The sequence below is a fragment of the Prevotella melaninogenica ATCC 25845 genome (assembly GCF_000144405.1).
GTDB classification, from domain to species: Bacteria; Bacteroidota; Bacteroidia; order Bacteroidales; family Bacteroidaceae; genus Prevotella; species Prevotella melaninogenica.
This window is the reverse complement of sequence record NC_014370.1, coordinates 1,125,491-1,141,092: the sequence shown is the minus strand read 5'-3', so window position 1 is coordinate 1,141,092 and position 15,602 is coordinate 1,125,491. Positions and strand designations below refer to the sequence as shown.

General features: G+C 32.5%; 14 protein-coding genes. All 14 read left to right on the top strand.

Features of this window, described 5'->3' with window-relative positions; genetic code table 11:
• Nucleotides 1-115: 115 nt before the first annotated feature.
• Entirely contained in the window at nt 116-1,642 is a 1,527-nt protein-coding gene (locus HMPREF0659_RS04545) for an oligosaccharide flippase family protein (protein ID WP_013264399.1), read from the top strand.
• A gap of 156 nt (nt 1,643-1,798) precedes the next feature.
• Entirely contained in the window at nt 1,799-3,073 is a 1,275-nt protein-coding gene (locus HMPREF0659_RS04540) for a nucleotide sugar dehydrogenase (protein ID WP_013264544.1), read from the top strand.
• On the top strand, nt 3,060-4,043 hold the full coding sequence (locus HMPREF0659_RS04535) for a glycosyltransferase (protein WP_013264675.1): 984 nt from the start codon (nt 3,060-3,062) through the stop codon (nt 4,041-4,043). Before HMPREF0659_RS04540 ends, HMPREF0659_RS04535 begins: the two co-directional genes overlap by 14 nt.
• A gap of 226 nt (nt 4,044-4,269) precedes the next feature.
• Nucleotides 4,270-4,644 (top strand): serine O-acetyltransferase, encoded by a 375-nt coding sequence (locus tag HMPREF0659_RS12870; RefSeq protein WP_226893162.1) that lies wholly within the window; start codon nt 4,270-4,272, stop codon nt 4,642-4,644.
• Nucleotides 4,641-5,588, top strand: a complete 948-nt coding sequence (locus tag HMPREF0659_RS04525; RefSeq protein ID WP_013264328.1) for a glycosyltransferase family 2 protein — start codon at nt 4,641-4,643, stop codon at nt 5,586-5,588. The genes HMPREF0659_RS12870 and HMPREF0659_RS04525 overlap by 4 nt, the downstream gene beginning before the upstream one ends.
• A gap of 10 nt (nt 5,589-5,598) precedes the next feature.
• Nucleotides 5,599-6,795 carry a glycosyltransferase family protein gene (locus HMPREF0659_RS04520; RefSeq protein WP_013264844.1) on the top strand — a complete coding sequence of 399 codons (1,197 nt, stop codon included), beginning with the start codon at nt 5,599-5,601 and terminating at the stop codon, nt 6,793-6,795.
• A 10-nt stretch (nt 6,796-6,805) separates the two neighbouring features.
• Nucleotides 6,806-7,981, top strand: coding sequence for an EpsG family protein (locus HMPREF0659_RS04515; RefSeq protein ID WP_013264919.1), 1,176 nt, complete (start codon nt 6,806-6,808; stop codon nt 7,979-7,981).
• 38 nt (nt 7,982-8,019) lie between these two features.
• The gene (locus HMPREF0659_RS04510; RefSeq protein ID WP_013264429.1) at nt 8,020-8,907 is read left to right on the top strand and encodes a glycosyltransferase family 2 protein; all 888 of its coding nucleotides are present in this window, start codon (nt 8,020-8,022) and stop codon (nt 8,905-8,907) included.
• 320 nt (nt 8,908-9,227) lie between these two features.
• Entirely contained in the window at nt 9,228-10,331 is a 1,104-nt protein-coding gene (locus HMPREF0659_RS04505) for a glycosyltransferase family 4 protein (protein WP_013264480.1), read from the top strand.
• Between the two features lie 40 nt (nt 10,332-10,371).
• Complete coding sequence (locus tag HMPREF0659_RS04500) at nt 10,372-11,613, top strand: glycosyltransferase family 4 protein (RefSeq protein WP_174254477.1); 1,242 nt, start codon at nt 10,372-10,374, stop codon at nt 11,611-11,613.
• A gap of 13 nt (nt 11,614-11,626) precedes the next feature.
• Nucleotides 11,627-12,604 carry a sugar-transfer associated ATP-grasp domain-containing protein gene (locus HMPREF0659_RS04495; protein ID WP_044045879.1) on the top strand — a complete coding sequence of 326 codons (978 nt, stop codon included), beginning with the start codon at nt 11,627-11,629 and terminating at the stop codon, nt 12,602-12,604.
• A 3-nt stretch (nt 12,605-12,607) separates the two neighbouring features.
• Nucleotides 12,608-13,582: a sugar-transfer associated ATP-grasp domain-containing protein gene (locus HMPREF0659_RS12250; protein WP_013264902.1), complete on the top strand. Its 975-nt coding sequence runs from the start codon at nt 12,608-12,610 to the stop codon at nt 13,580-13,582.
• A gap of 9 nt (nt 13,583-13,591) precedes the next feature.
• Entirely contained in the window at nt 13,592-14,572 is a 981-nt protein-coding gene (locus HMPREF0659_RS04485) for an aldo/keto reductase family protein (protein WP_013264405.1), read from the top strand.
• A 1-nt stretch (nt 14,573) separates the two neighbouring features.
• Nucleotides 14,574-15,602: an NAD-dependent epimerase/dehydratase family protein gene (locus tag HMPREF0659_RS04480; RefSeq protein ID WP_013265027.1), complete on the top strand. Its 1,029-nt coding sequence runs from the start codon at nt 14,574-14,576 to the stop codon at nt 15,600-15,602.

The window sequence follows — 15,602 nt, the reverse complement described above, 5'->3', positions numbered from 1 at the left end:
AGTGAGAATGTTATAATAGTTTAGGTTAGTATTTTTAAGGTCCAGTGTATTATAATTCCGTTTACCTTAAAAGAATACCAACTTTCTCTCTCCTGAATAATATTGCTATAATTTTATGTCATCCAATAAAGTAATTTTAAAAAATGCCAGTATGCTTTATATGCGCATGTTTATTAGCATGGCAATAAGTTTTTACACTTCTCGTATTGTTTTGCAGGCATTGGGCGTATCAGATTATGGTATTTATAATTTAGTGGGGGGTATAGTAGTTTTAGCAAATATGTTGACTTCTTCTCTTAGTGGAGCTACAAGTCGATATATTACATATAGCTTAGGTGAGAAGGATTTTGAGAAAACCAGAAGAACTTTCTCTACAGCTTTGATGATTCATGTAGGATTAGCTGGATTATTTATTTTTGTTGCTGAAACAGTTGGGTTATGGTTTGTTAATACTCAATTAGTTATAAGTCCAGATAGAATGCTTGCTGCGAACTGGGTATACCAATCAGCTATAATTTCTACAGCTTTGGGCATAACACAAGTTCCGTATAATTCTCTGATAACCTCACATGAACAGTTTGGGGTATTTGCAGTTATAGAAATATTGAGTTCTTGTTTGAAACTTATAATAGCTTTTATAACACTTTATAGTATGCTTGATCATCTTATTTTGTATAGCATACTATATATGGTTATATCTGTTTGTATTATAGTCTTTTATCGCATTTATTGTTTAAGGAATTTCTCTGAGAGTCGTTTTATTAAAATCTTAGATAGAGAGTTATTCCCCAAGTTGCTAAAGTTCTCTGGTTGGACTCTGTTAGGAAATGTGTCGTTAACAGTTTTACAACAAGGTGTTAATATTATTATTAATCTTTTTTTTGGTACAATCATAAACGCTGCTGTTGGAATAGCTACTCAAGTTCAGGGAATGCTCTATTCCTTTATCGGAAACATAACGACGGCATTTACTCCTCAAATTATAAAGGGCTATGTAGAATCTGACTATAAGCGCATGAATTATTTAATATCCATAGGCGGTAAATTTTCTTCAATTTGTATTCTACTTATATCTATCCCAATTATTATAAAGATGGATTTTTTAATGGGATTATGGTTAAAAGAAATTCCAACAGGTGCTATTGTGATATGTCAGATTCTATTGATTAAAAACTTCTTTAATAGCTTTAATCCTTTATTATATACTGCAATTACAGCAACAGGGAATATAAAGAATGCAAATATCTTCTGTGGTATAGAGTATTTGTTATCTGTAGGAATAACTTATCTTATTGTTTTTTGGACTCATTCTTATATATATGCTTTCATATTTAACCTTATAACATCCTTGATTGCATGTGGTATTTATTTATGGGCATTAAAGCATGAGATAAGTAGTTTCTCTGTTTATGACTATGTTGTGCATACTATTTTAGCTGTAACATTATTGGGATGTGTATCTTTTGGGACAGCGTTCTTTACTGAAAGACTTATTCAAAGCGATATTTGGTCTTTTTTTGCAATTTCTTTTATTTCAACTACATTGATAATAATATTATCTTTTTATTTTGTATTAGATAGTAATTCGCGTAGTTTTATTGTTTTAAAAGTTAATTCTTATTTACATTATGGGCATAACTAAAAAACAGGAGATATTGACGTTTTGTAGTAATGCAACTAATAATTGCATTAGTCTTTTCAATTAAGTATGTTATAGGTTAAAATAAGAAATCTATTTAAGTTTAATAGATATGTCATATAAATTGTTTCAGATAAGATTGAAAAAAAAAATAAAGTTATGAAAGTGGAAAATATTAAAATTGCCGTTATTGGCTTAGGTTATGTTGGCTTGCCTTTGGCAAGATTATTCTCAACAAAGTTTAAGACCGTTGGTTTTGATATGAATCAGGGTCGTGTTGATGCGTTAATGGCTGGTCATGATGCTACATTAGAAGTATCAGATGAGTTATTACAGTCTGCTATAAAAAATGGTTTTCTTTGTACAACTAATCTGGAAGACATTAGAGACTGTAATTTCTATGTAGTTGCTGTACCAACACCTGTAGATGTAAACAATCGTCCTGACTTGAAGCCTCTTTGGGGTGCAAGTGAGACGGTTGGTAAAGTTATTTCTAAGGGAGACATTGTTGTTTACGAGTCAACAGTTTATCCAGGCGTAACGGAAGAAGAATGTTTACCTGTAGTAGAGAAGGTTTCTGGCTTAACATTTAATAAAGACTTCTTTGCAGGTTATTCTCCTGAGCGTATAAACCCAGGCGATAAGGAGCATACTGTAGAGAAAATAAAAAAGGTAACATCAGGTTCTACTCCAGAGATTGCTGATTTGGTAGATAATGTGTATAATGCAGTTCTTATTAACGGAACACATAAAGCACCTTCTATAAAAGTAGCTGAAGCTTCAAAGATTATTGAAAACTCTCAACGTGACGTTAATATTGCGTTTATGAATGAGTTGGCTAAGATTTTCAATGCAATGGGTATCGATACAAGAGATGTAATAGATGCTGCTGCTTCTAAGTGGAATTTTATTAAGTTGAATCCTGGTTTAGTTGGTGGTCATTGTATCAGTGTAGATCCTTATTATCTCATTCAAAAGGCACAGGTCTATGGAGTTTTGCCACGTATTATGTCTGCTGCACGTAGATTGAATGATGGTATGGGAGATTACGTTGCAAATCAGACAATCAAGATGATGAATAAGAAGGGTGCACTCGTCAAGGATTCTAATATCTTGATACTTGGTATCACCTTTAAGGAAAATTGTCCTGATGTACGTAATACTAAGGTTGTTGATATCTATTCTACATTGTCGGAATACACTTCAAATATTACGGTCTTAGACCCATGGGCTAATGTTGAAAGAGTGAAGAAAGAATATGGGATTGATGCTGTCGCGTCTTTGCCTAAGGATAAGAAATATGATGCGATTATTCTTGCCGTTTCTCATAAGCAGTTTGCTGATACAGACTGGAGAGAGAAATTAAATGAGAATGGTGTTATTTATGATGTCAAAGGCTTCTTAAATAGAGATATTGTTGATGGACGACTATAAATATAAACTTAGCATAATAATCCCAATGTATAACGCAGAGAAGTACATTGGGATTTGCTTAGACTCTATTCTTGGCTCCAATTTATTAAAAGAGGAGTATGAAATAGTTCTTGTTAATGATGGATCACAGGATAAGTCTCCAGAGATTGCTCAGAACTATGCAGCAAAGTATTCCAATGTAACATACTTAACTCAAGAAAATCAAGGACAGAGTACAGCGAGAAATTATGGAATAAAAACTTGCAAAGGTGAATATGTTTGGTGTGTAGATGCTGATGATGCTGTTGAAAAAGATATTATTGGAATATTATACTTGTTGAAAGAAAACCCTAGTATAGATATACTTGGCGTACAACTAAAAGATGTAGATGAGGAATACAAATTTATATGTTATAGTTGTATTCAACCATCTCTTCCGCATAATAAAATTATATTGGGTAGAGATGCTATCTTATTAGGGTATAAACCTTCTTCCGTGTGTGCTCTTATTACAAGTAAGAAGTTTATAATTGATAATAAACTTTTCTTCGTAGTAGGTATAACACATCAAGATGTAGAGTTATCATACAGATTGGTTTCTCATGCTTCAAAAGTTTTGTTTTCTGATATAGCGCCATATATTTATATTCAACATCCTTTATCTGTACGACATACTCCCAATCCTGAGAAAAGGTTGAAGTATTTAAAAGATGATATTGTTATTTTAGACTCTTTCAAAACTTTGTCGGAAGAATATAACGGTAAAGATAACGAATTGGCTGATTACATTGCTGAGCATCGGAAAAATGTTTTACTTGGGAATATCCTAGCAATTTATAGAGGAAAAAAAGGATTAAAGAAACTCGGTATTTATAGTGCAATTCTTGAGGAGTATCGTAAATGTAATTATTATCCAATACAATTTACTTATACGTCGTTAAAAAAACGTATTTTATCAATGCTGCTTAATAATCGTTTCATGATGAGATAGACGACTACTAATTATGTATATAGGATGAGATATAAAGAATGTTTGGATTATATAAGAAGTGATTATTACCGTATAAAAGGGAGACGGGATGTAGGAATTTTTAGAATGTGGTTGTCAACACTTTTTGATGGTGGATTCCATTTTCTATTGTGGCTGCGTTTGTATAATTGTAATAATTTGTTACGGGAGGGTAAGTAGGTTTATCTATCAGATTATAGGCCTTATTATGCATATTTCTATACATCGCCAAACACAAATTGGTTATGGACTGAGAATAGTTCATAATGGACCTATAGTTATAAATGTTTCTGCAATCATAGGTGATAATGTCGATATTTATCAAATTACCACTATTGGTAGTATGTTTTTAAAAGCTGCTCAAATTGGTAATAATGTTTATATAGGCACATCTGTTTGTATAGTTGAGGATGTAAATATAGGAGATGGAGTAACAATTGGTGCAGGGGCTGTAATTGTAAAAGATGTTGAAGCTGGAACAACTGTTGCAGGGAATCCCGCAAAAGTAATCTCGCATAAGGAACCGGTACGCCTCGTTTGGAGAAGATGGAATCGTGAATGGAATAAATATAATAAAGAATGAATCCACAAATATCTGTTATTGTTCCTGTGTACAATGGAGAGCGTTATCTCCATGAATGCATAGATAGTATTCTTAATCAAAGTTTTACAGACTTTGAGTTAATATTAGTTGATGATGGTAGCATTGATGGCTCTGGTCAGATATGCGATGATTATGCAAAGAAAGATTATCGAGTACGGGTTATACATAAACAAAATGAAGGTATAAACGCAACTCGAAGGCGTGGAGTGTGTGAAGCGAAAGGAATATGGATTAATTTCTGTGATAATGATGATTCTTTACCTCAGGATGCATTAGAGAATTTATATCGTCTTACAGAGGACACAGACATCGTAATTGGTTTTCCAGATACTCCTAATTATCGTAGAGAATTGTCACTTGATGATTGTCGTCGTAATATGATTACAGCAAAGCTCCTCCCTCCGACACCTTGGGCGAAACTATATCGTCGGTCATTATTGACAGATGATATTTTTGATTTTCCTCGGGAAATAGACGGAGAAGAAGATATGATAATGAATATTCGTTTAATGTTCAAGATTACCCGTGCACCACATATCTGTTTTAAGAAGGTGTATAATTTCCGACGTAATACAGCTAGTGTCTCTCACACGAAAAAGGCTTCCTTAGAACATGAGGAGATTTTTGATAAGATAAGGGCTATGTCTATTCCTTCTGATGTAATCTCTTGTTATATGTCAGAGATTTTGTGGAGTAGATTGAATGGCCTTGTTGGTATTGCATTTAATAATCCAGAGTCTATTGTTGAATGGGAACATCCTTATCTTGTCCAGCTTAAGAGAGATATAAAAAGGTATCAATATAAGCTAAATCTTCAACAATGGCTAATGGTATATATTCGCACAAAAAAAATATTAAAGCTTTGTGCTTTCATGATTATGGTAAAGAATTTCATTAGATATCGTTTAGGGCTTAATAACTAATTGTATTTTTATGAGATTGACTTTAATATCCTTATCTACTCCTACATTTAATAATTGTCGTGCAGCGAGTGCTTTACCTTATCATTTGATATCTTCAGTAAAGAAGTCTTTTTCAGCTTCGATCAATGTATATAGCTATAATATTAATGAATTAGATATAGCCCAGATAGAGGAAGTAGAAAAAGAACTGAATATAACAATTCATCTGTTAGATAAGCCCAAGTGGTTAAAAATGATGATGAAGTTACATTTAGTATTTCTTCGAGTTTTCTTGAAATATCCGTTGTATAGTTATTGTAGTTTACCCCCCAAAAATATTGATTCTATTAAAAGTACACACTCTGATGTTATTTGGATTTATGGTGAAGAGTTAGCTAATCATTCTAAATATTTTGAAGGTTCAAAATGTATAGTAACTATGCCTGATTGTGAATCTCTTTATTATTATAGGATGCTTCGGCAGCCTTGGGCAACTATGAGTCTATTGCAAATAATGAAATATTCATTTGCATATTGGCAGTACAAGAGTTTAGAGAGGCGTTTCTGTGAGAAAGATGTAATATATCATTTTGTTGGTAAGGAAGATGCGGATTTTTTTAAATCTATGAACGGTCAAGCTAATTCTTTATTTATGCGCCATCCTTTATATGCCTATAATAGCAAAAAGACTATAAAGTTTCATCAACCAAAGATAAAATTAATATTTACAGGTAGATACGATTTTTATTGTCAGCATGGAAGTGACGATTTTCTGTCAAAACTTGAGAAAAATTGTAATGGTTTATCTTCTTATTTCGAAATAACTTTTTTAGGAAAAGGATGGGAGATGTGGAGTGAAAAACTTCATAAAGTGGGATTTCAGTCTCAGCACATTTCTTTTGCACCAGATTATATAGCAGAATTACAAAATCACGATATACAAGTTAATGCTATAGATGTAGGTACTGGTACGAAAGGTAAGGTGTTAGATGGGATAGCAAATGGTTTGTTAATCATTGGTACACCATACGCATTAGAGAATATATCTGTAAAGAACGGAGATTCGTGTGTTATGGTTTCTAATGGTATTGAATTCATTCAATCTCTTTATGTTATAAAAGCAAATGTATCTCTTTATGAGAGTATTGCTAAAAAAGGGCAAGAGAAAGTCCTGTTAGAGCATAATACAATGGCTATAGCAAGAAATCTTTTTGGGAATTATAAATAAAAAATAATTTATGTGGTTGTATCTTCTAATTTTCTTTATACCAGTTTTTTTCTTCCTATCTACTAACCCAGGAAGGAATCAACATAGTTCATTTTTGTTCCTGTTTCTTTTAGGCTTATCTCTTTTCGTGGGCTTTTCAGATATGTTTGGCGGTTATGACAGATATATTTATGGAGAAGTTTTTGATAATATTGCTGATATAACAACGATAAAAGGTGATTACTCTGATTCATTTCTTTATAATTTCTATAGTAGTGAAATAGGATATACTTTATTAAATGTGATAATCTCTTTTTTTACAGAGAATCGCTATATTTTTATCTTAATTGTTACCTTGATTATTTATACTTTGTTGTTTATTTCGATAAAGAAATATACTGTAAATTATCCTTTGGCGACAATTTTATTTTTGGGATTATGGTTTTTTTTTACGTTTACATATTTAAGACAAGTACTTGGTGCAACTATCGTTTGGTTAGGAGTTCAGTATGTTATTGAACGTAAATTTTGGAAGTTTATGGTGATAGTCCTTATAGGTTTCTCTATGCACAATTCTGCGATTATTTTCTTTCCTCTATATTTTGTACCACGAAGGAAATTTTCACCAAAAATAATTGTGTGGATTATGTTATTTTTACTTATTTTAGGAATGTCATCTTTACCTAATTCACTTTTTGAAGTATATGAAAGCAGTTCTGTTGTTGAGCGGCATGGAGAGTATAATGCAAGTGGAGGCTTAAGAGTTGCATATATTTTAGAAGCATTTTTCTTTTTATACCTTATACTTAAGAACTATAGGTATATTCCTACTGATAAGTCTCATGTAGTCTTGTTGAATATGGCACTTATCTTCTGTGGTATATTATTACTTTTTGTTCGCTCTGAGAATGGTGGTCGTTTGAGTTGGTATTATATGATGGGAATTATTTCTACATTAACATTTATAAATAAATATAGATATAATACTCTATCTTTGGGTTCTTTTCTAATATTAGGGGTTTGTCTATTCCTATATTTGAGAATATATACGAACTGGCAGGCATATAATTTGTTGTCTCCTTATAAAACTTTTCTAACGGACGGATATCGTGATAATGATATAATTCGTAAAACATATGAGTATAACTACAATTATGATGAGGATAAGTTTTGCCGAAAGGCTTTTCGATTTACTCCTAATTTTTAAAGCTTTGCAATGAGTTTTTATGAAATTAATGTTTTAATATGGTTGAAAGAATGATAACAGTTTTTACCCCAACATATAATCGTGCAGACCTTTTGCACCGTTTATATGACACTTTAATTCTTCAAACATATAAGAATTTTGAATGGATTATAGTAGATGATGGTTCTAAGGATAATACTAAAGACGTTGTTAGTTCCTTTGTAAAGGAAGGGAAGTTAAATATACATTATGTGCAGCAAGAGAATGGTGGAAAGCATAGGGCTATTAATACTGGCGTTGGATTAGCTAAAGGAGAACTCTTCTTTATTTTAGACAGTGATGATATCCTTCCTAATAATGCTTTAGAACTGGTAGTTGAAACTTATCAACCTATTAAACATGATATATCTTTTGCTGGTGTGTCAGGCATAGATGGATATTTTGATGGACGTATAATAGGTAGTGGGCTTCCTGATGACTCTATAGATTGCAATTCTGTTGATATTCGATATAAGTTTCATGTAACAGGAGATATGAAAGAAGTCTTTCGTACTTCTGTAATGAAAGAGTTCCCCTTCCCAGATATAGAAGGAGAAAAGTTTTGTCCAGAGGCATTGGTATGGAATCGTATCGCTCAAAAATATAAATTACGTTATTTCAATCAGATAATATACAAAGTGGAGTATCAACCAGAAGGAATAACTTCTAATATAGTTAAAGTTAGGATGAAAAGTCCAATTACCTCTATGATGTGTTATGCAGAAATGTTAGAGCTTAACATTCCATTTAAAGATAAGTTTAAAGCTGCTGCTAACTATTGGAGATTTCGTTTGTGTTATAATGGAAATGGTAGTTATCCGAAGGTTTCTGGACTATGGAATGCTGTAGCACCTTTAGGTTGGTTGATGCATTTGAATGATATACGTGTAATTAAAAGACAGTTATGAGGATTCTATAATTCATTACATCTTGGTATGTATGTGTTAAACAGGAATGTTAGTCATATATTTGGTTCCAAGCATACTAACAGTGAAAATACTATATGATTATGTGTCTTCTCGGGGGCAGATTTATCATAACTATTGCGTAATTTTTCAGTTTTGCTGTCATTTTCGTCACTTGGAAATAAATCATAAACCGATGAATATCAACTATCTATATAGAAATGTTAAAAGTGACAGCAAATAGTTTTTAAACTTATTGTGGTATTCTTATTTGGAATACGATTAAAACAGAATTATTATTATAGAATAAACGCAGCCAGATAATGAAAATATTACAAGTCATTACATCTTTGGATATGGGTGGGGCTGAAACTTTGGTGGTTAATTTAATACCAAGGTTGCAGGCTTTAGGGAATACTGTGGATTTATGTATCTTTAATGGAAAAGAAACACCATTGACCCATAGATTGAAGAAAGAGAGTCCACAGACAAAGATATATGCGTTAGGACATGGGGTTTATAATCCACTCTATATATTAAAGCTAATAAAGATAATGAGGAATTATGACATTGTTCATACTCATAATTCATCACCACAGCTATTTGTTGCAATTGCCAATTTGTTTAGTCACACGAATCTTGTTTCTACAGAACATAATACTTCTAATCGGAAGCGAAATTGGATGTGGTATCGTCCGATAGAAAGTTGGATGTATAGTAGGTATGACCATGTAATATGTATTAGTAAGATTGCAGAAGACAAACTAAGAGAATATATGGGAGGGGATTGGCTTGTCAAATCATCAAATAAGTATAAGTCTATTACCACAATAAATAATGGAATTGATGTCAATATAATATCAGAAGCTGAACCATGTAAAGAATTATTAGATTTAAAAGAAAGTCGTAAATCTATCTTGATGGTGGCTGGATTTCGTAAACAAAAGAACCAAGATACTATTATTAGGGCTTTAACCTTATTAGATAAAGAAAAATATGAGGTCTGGTTTGCTGGTATAGGTGAACGGATGGAAGAAGTAAAACAATTAGCTCTGTCTTTAGGTGTAAGTGAGAGAGTGAGATTTTTAGGCTTACGTACTGATATTCCAAATGTTCTGAGAGCAGCAGATATTATCGTGATGTCTTCTCATTGGGAAGGATTGAGTCTTAGTAATGTAGAGGGAATGAGTGCACATAAGCCATTTATAGCCTCTGATGTAAATGGTTTGAAAGAGGTTACTAAGGGATATGGCATTCTTTTCCCACATGAGGATGCAAAGGTATTGGCTGAAGAAATTAATCGTTTAGCAAGTGATGAAGCTTATTATAATGAAATAGCTGAACGCTGTTACAATAGAGCTTTAGAGTTTGATATCAGCAATACTGTAAGTGGTTATGCTGATGTTTATAAAAATATCTTTAATTAATATCATCAAGTTTTCTTCTTGATAAATAGATTTTTATAATTTGAAAGATATTCAAAGAAAGAAATTAATTCGCGTTACAACTGCGGACATATCTTTAAATAGTTTGCTAAAAGGGCAACTGAATTTTTTGAACCAATACTTTGAGGTTATTGGCGTTGCAAAAGATACAGGTGTTCTGAAGGTAGTTAGTGAACGAGAGGGAATCCGTGTTGTGGATGCTCCGTTAGAACGTCCTATAAGTTTAGTGAAAGATATAAAGGGCTTGTGGTTCTTGTATCGTCTATTCCGTAAGGAGAAGCCATGGTGTGTACATGCTAATACTCCTAAGGGAAGCCTTTTGGCAATGATAGCTGCATGGTTTGCTGGTGTACCCCATAGAGTCTATACCGTTACGGGTTTGCGTTATCAGGGTGCTCATGGAGTTTTAAGGAAGATTCTTAAGACTATGGAGCGCTTGTCATGTCTTTTTGCTACAAATGTTATTCCAGAAGGAAAAGGGGTATTGCAATGTTTAAAACGTGATAATATTACTAAAAAGGCACTGCAGGTAATTCATTATGGCAATATTAATGGAAAGGATACAGAATTCTTCAGTCGTGACAATACAATACAAACTGCTTCTTTAAAGCTAGCTGATAAGCAGATTCACTTACGTAATTTATCAGAGAAAGAGGCAAGAAGTCTAGTCCGCAGTGAATTGGGTTTTTCTAATAATGATTTTATTTTTGTATTTATTGGAAGATTAGTTAACGATAAGGGTTTAGGAGAGTTAGCTGATGCTATACGTAAATTAGAAGATGAAAAATTTGAGATAAAGCTATTATTAATAGGTGAAATTGATGGTGAAGATGATGCGTTGGCAAAAGATAAACTTAATTATCTCATGCAGTCAAAGAACGTTAAATACATAGGTGTACAATCAGATATTCGCCCTTATTTAATGGCAAGTGATGTCCTTGTTTTTCCATCTTATCGTGAAGGATTCCCAAATGTTCCGCTTGAGGCAGGAGCTCTTGGATTACCTGCAATTGTCACTAATATCAATGGATCTAATGAGATAATAGAAGATGGAGTGAATGGTAAAATAATACAAGCACCTTTGGATAACAAAGGAGTGCGTGTAAATGATATTACCATTGAACTTTATACTATGATTAAGTGGTTTTATTACCATCCAGAAGAGGTGAAAAGAATGGGAGAGAATGCTCGACCTATAATTTGTGAGCGATATGAACAACAGAATGTTTGGAAAGCATTACTTAAATTTTATAATGATCTTTGAATAATAATATTTGATGGAATTGAAAACTTATTTTTCGTATTTTAGTAAAACGAATCGATTACTCAAAAAAATCCATGAAAAGGAGGGGCTTTCCTTAATTTATTTGTGGATTGATAGTTCTTGGTGTTTTATTCGTTATGGTTGTACTTCACGACAATATGTACATGGTTCCTTTTATAGATATAGAACTTTTCAGCGTCGCAGAATATTGACAATGAGAGGACTCTTTCGTTTGATACATACTGTAAATAATAAAGAATATATCCCTTTATTAGAAGACAAAGAGAAATTTAACCAGTATTTCTGTAATTATGTTCACAGGAAATGGATAGTTTCTAAGTCAATGACTCTTAAGGACTTTAAAGAATTATATGTTGCAAGCAATGGTCTTATTGTGAAGCCTCTCTCTGGTACGGAAGGTGGTGGAATTTACAGAATTGACACCTCTTCAGTACAAGACGATAAGATAAATAATCTTTTTACAAAGATTAAATCCGAAAATGTAATCATAGAACAACTAATTCAGCAACACCCTGATATGTTCTTTGGTAGTACATCTGTTAATACCTTACGTGTAATGACTATAATGAATAAACAGAGCCATCAGGTGAAAGTTTTTAAGGCTGTACTTCGTGCTGGAACAGGTGATGCTGTTGTTGATAATTATCATGCGGGTGGATATGCTTACGAAATTGATTTGAAAACAGGCTGTGTTTGTTCTAAAGGTGTTTCTGCTAATGGCTCTGGTAATATATTGCATCCTGGAACTAATATTTGTATGTTGGGATTTCAGATTCCGCATTGGTCTCAAGTCATGCATGATTGTATAAATGCTCACATGTTATTACCACAGTGTCGTTTCATTTCATGGGATGTTGCAATAACAAGGGAAGGAACGGAGTTCGTAGAGGGTAATCATAATGGGGATTATGATATGATAGAATTTATAGGGTCAAATATGTATTGGCCATTATTAAAAAAATATTTGTAGTATATGAATGCAACTTCATTAATTTCTGGGCTAAAGAAATATTATCAAGGTGTTTCTGTTATAGCAAAAAAGGAAAAGATTAATCCATGTACAATGATGATTGATTGTATTTGGTCATGGATACGATATGGTTGTGTACTCAATCAGTATCTTGATGGTAAATTTTATTGTAGAAAGGATTTTGAACGACGTCGTATTTTGACATATCGCAAATGGAAAAAAATTATAAAGAATTACAACGACCCTCTTTACACACATTACTTGGAAAATAAAATACATTTTAATCAATTCTTTGATAATCTTATTGGACGCGAATGGTTACAAAGTACGAAAATGACGAAAGATGAATTTATTAACTTTGTAACTCGTCATAGAAGAATCATTTGTAAACCAAGCTCAGATTGGGAAGGAAATGGAATTTTTGTTCTTAATGTTATAGAAAGTGAACAAGAGGCTATTTTTGAAAAGCTAAAAGAGAAAGATCTTATCATAGAAGAATATGTAAAGCAACACAACAAAATGATGTTTGGTGGACATTCTGTTAATACTATTCGTGTTTATACAGTATATGACAAAAAAACGGAAAAGGCTTATGTCTTTAAAACTTCATTGCGTGTAGGTGTTGGAAACTCAATTGTAGATAATAGTCATTCTGGAGGACAAGCGTATGAAGTTGATATTGAGACTGGATATGTTGTTTCTCCTAGTTGGTCACATAATTCACCAGATTTATTGATTCATCCAGGTACCGATATTTTTATGTTGGGTCAATTGATTCCCTTTTGGGAGGAGGTGAAGAATCTTTGTTGTAAAGCAGCAGATAAGATAAATCAAGTTCGCTATATAGGCTGGGATGTCGCAATAAAGGAAGATGGTCCTATTTTAATAGAAGGAAACCATGACCCAGATCTTGATTTAGTAGAATTTGTAGGACAATATGGGTATTATAAACAAATAATGAAACATTTAAATGAATAATTTTTAAGTATGGAATATGTTACTTTAAATAATGGGGTGAAAATGCCGCAGGTAGGACTTGGTACTTTTCTTATTCCTGAAGATAAATTGATAAAGACAATAGGGCAAGCGTATGAATTGGGCTATCGTCAATTTGATACTGCGTGGAGGTACCACAATGAAAGAACTATTGCTCGTGCTCTAAAGGAAAATGGAATCAAAAGGAGTGATGTATTTATTACTACAAAAATTAATGCAGATGCATTATATACATCAGATTATAAATATGGTCTACATAGTTTCTTCAATCGCCGTAATGGCAAGAGTATAGATGATGTTATACAAGAGTCTTTTGAAAATTTAGATACAGAATATATAGATCTTTTTCTTATACATTGGCCATGGCCTATGTGTGGAAAAATGTATCAGGCGTTAGAAAAGCAATATCTTTTAGGTAGAATAAAGGCTATAGGTGTTAGTAATTTTCTTCCACCACACATAGAATACCTCAGAGAATTCTCTGATATAGTACCTGCTGTAAATCAGTTTGAAATAAGTTCTTTGAATACAAATAAAGGTATAATTTCTTATTGTAGAGAAAAGAATATTGCTGTTGAAGCAATGTCAACTTTTAGCCATTATCGGTCAGTAGAGCCAAGAGCAGAGATTTTTAATAATAAAATATTACTTAATATTGCTCAGCGACATAATCGTTCAGTTGTTCAGGTTGTGTTAAGATGGTTTTTACAACAAAATATAATAATGATTCCTAAGACATGGGAGACAAAGCATCTTAAAGAAAACATATCAATATTCGATTTCAAATTGTCAGAAGAAGAGATGACTTCAATTGATACTCTTAATGAAGGTAAATTTCTTAATTATATTCCATTAGGAGAGCAGTATTGGTTACCAAAGAAATATTGGAATTGGCCTGGTTTTAAAGAATGGGAAAAATATAATTCTCCCGATAGTTTTAGTGAAAAATTGAAAAGAATTTTAAGAAGATAGTATGAAGACAGTAGTTGTGTTTGGCGCGACTGGTAATCTAGGAGCTCCAATTTGTATGCAGTTGAAAGCGGATGGAAATCGTGTGATAGCTGTTGGTAATAGAAAATGTGATAATGATTTCTTTGAAGGTAATGATATTCCATATTATTCTTTGGATATAAAGAAAATAGAAACCTTTAATTCATTAGATGATATAGGAGATATTGATGCTGTATGCCATTTTGCTGGTAGTTTACCATCACGTTATGACTATGACCCACAAGATTTGATAGAATCTATAACAATTGGAACTCTCAATGTGTTACAGTTTATGCAGAAGCATAATTGTAAGAAAATTATATTCCCACAGAGTCCATATGACTTAGCTGAACATTTTGAAGGATTTAAAAATGGAGGTAAGTTAGGGGCAGATTTGCGAAGAGGATTTCCTCTGACAGGAGACCATGCTGTTTATGCTATAGCTAAAAATGCTGCTGTAGATTTGATAGAGCATTATCATGCTTCTTATGGGATAAATAGATTTATCTTGAGATTTTTCACAATATATGAGTATCATCCTAATGCATATCACTATGCTGATTTTAAGCGAAGAATGATGCCTTTTAGAATGTTGATGGATAGAGCTTCAAAAAGTTTACCTATTGAAATTTGGGGAAATTATAACAAGAAGAAGGAGATGGTCTATATTAAAGACTTCACACAACTTGTTTCTAATTGTGTCGCTTCTGATATAGAAGGAGGTATATATAATGTTGGAAATGGTTGGCAAGTTTCTCTTGAGGATCAGATTAAGGGTATAATTGAGGTGTTCTCTCCAAAAGAGAATCCTTCTAAAATTATTTATGTTAGTGATAAACCAGATCCATTGGAAAATGCATTTGATGCTACAAAGACATTTAAAGAACTTAACTGGAAGCCAAAATACTCATATTTAGAGCAGCTAAAGGATTTTAAAGAAGAGATGAAATTGAATCCTTATGAAAAGTTATGGGGTAAACCAGAAGACTATCATTTAGACGCAAAAAGATAA

Bases quoted from the DNA above. Each gene is read 5' to 3' on its own strand.
- HMPREF0659_RS12250 (WP_013264902.1), top strand. From the start codon at position 12,608: ATGAATGCAACTTCATTAATTTCTGGGCTAAAGAAATATTATCAAGGT.
- HMPREF0659_RS04535 (WP_013264675.1), top strand. From the start codon at position 3,060: ATGGACGACTATAAATATAAACTTAGCATAATAATCCCAATGTATAAC.
- HMPREF0659_RS12870 (WP_226893162.1), top strand. From the start codon at position 4,270: ATGCATATTTCTATACATCGCCAAACACAAATTGGTTATGGACTGAGA.
- HMPREF0659_RS04480 (WP_013265027.1), top strand. From the start codon at position 14,574: ATGAAGACAGTAGTTGTGTTTGGCGCGACTGGTAATCTAGGAGCTCCA.
- HMPREF0659_RS04510 (WP_013264429.1), top strand. From the start codon at position 8,020: ATGGTTGAAAGAATGATAACAGTTTTTACCCCAACATATAATCGTGCA.
- HMPREF0659_RS04520 (WP_013264844.1), top strand. From the start codon at position 5,599: ATGAGATTGACTTTAATATCCTTATCTACTCCTACATTTAATAATTGT.
- HMPREF0659_RS04515 (WP_013264919.1), top strand. From the start codon at position 6,806: ATGTGGTTGTATCTTCTAATTTTCTTTATACCAGTTTTTTTCTTCCTA.
- HMPREF0659_RS04495 (WP_044045879.1), top strand. From the start codon at position 11,627: ATGGAATTGAAAACTTATTTTTCGTATTTTAGTAAAACGAATCGATTA.
- HMPREF0659_RS04485 (WP_013264405.1), top strand. From the start codon at position 13,592: ATGGAATATGTTACTTTAAATAATGGGGTGAAAATGCCGCAGGTAGGA.
- HMPREF0659_RS04505 (WP_013264480.1), top strand. From the start codon at position 9,228: ATGAAAATATTACAAGTCATTACATCTTTGGATATGGGTGGGGCTGAA.
- HMPREF0659_RS04545 (WP_013264399.1), top strand. From the start codon at position 116: ATGTCATCCAATAAAGTAATTTTAAAAAATGCCAGTATGCTTTATATG.
- HMPREF0659_RS04525 (WP_013264328.1), top strand. From the start codon at position 4,641: ATGAATCCACAAATATCTGTTATTGTTCCTGTGTACAATGGAGAGCGT.
- HMPREF0659_RS04540 (WP_013264544.1), top strand. From the start codon at position 1,799: ATGAAAGTGGAAAATATTAAAATTGCCGTTATTGGCTTAGGTTATGTT.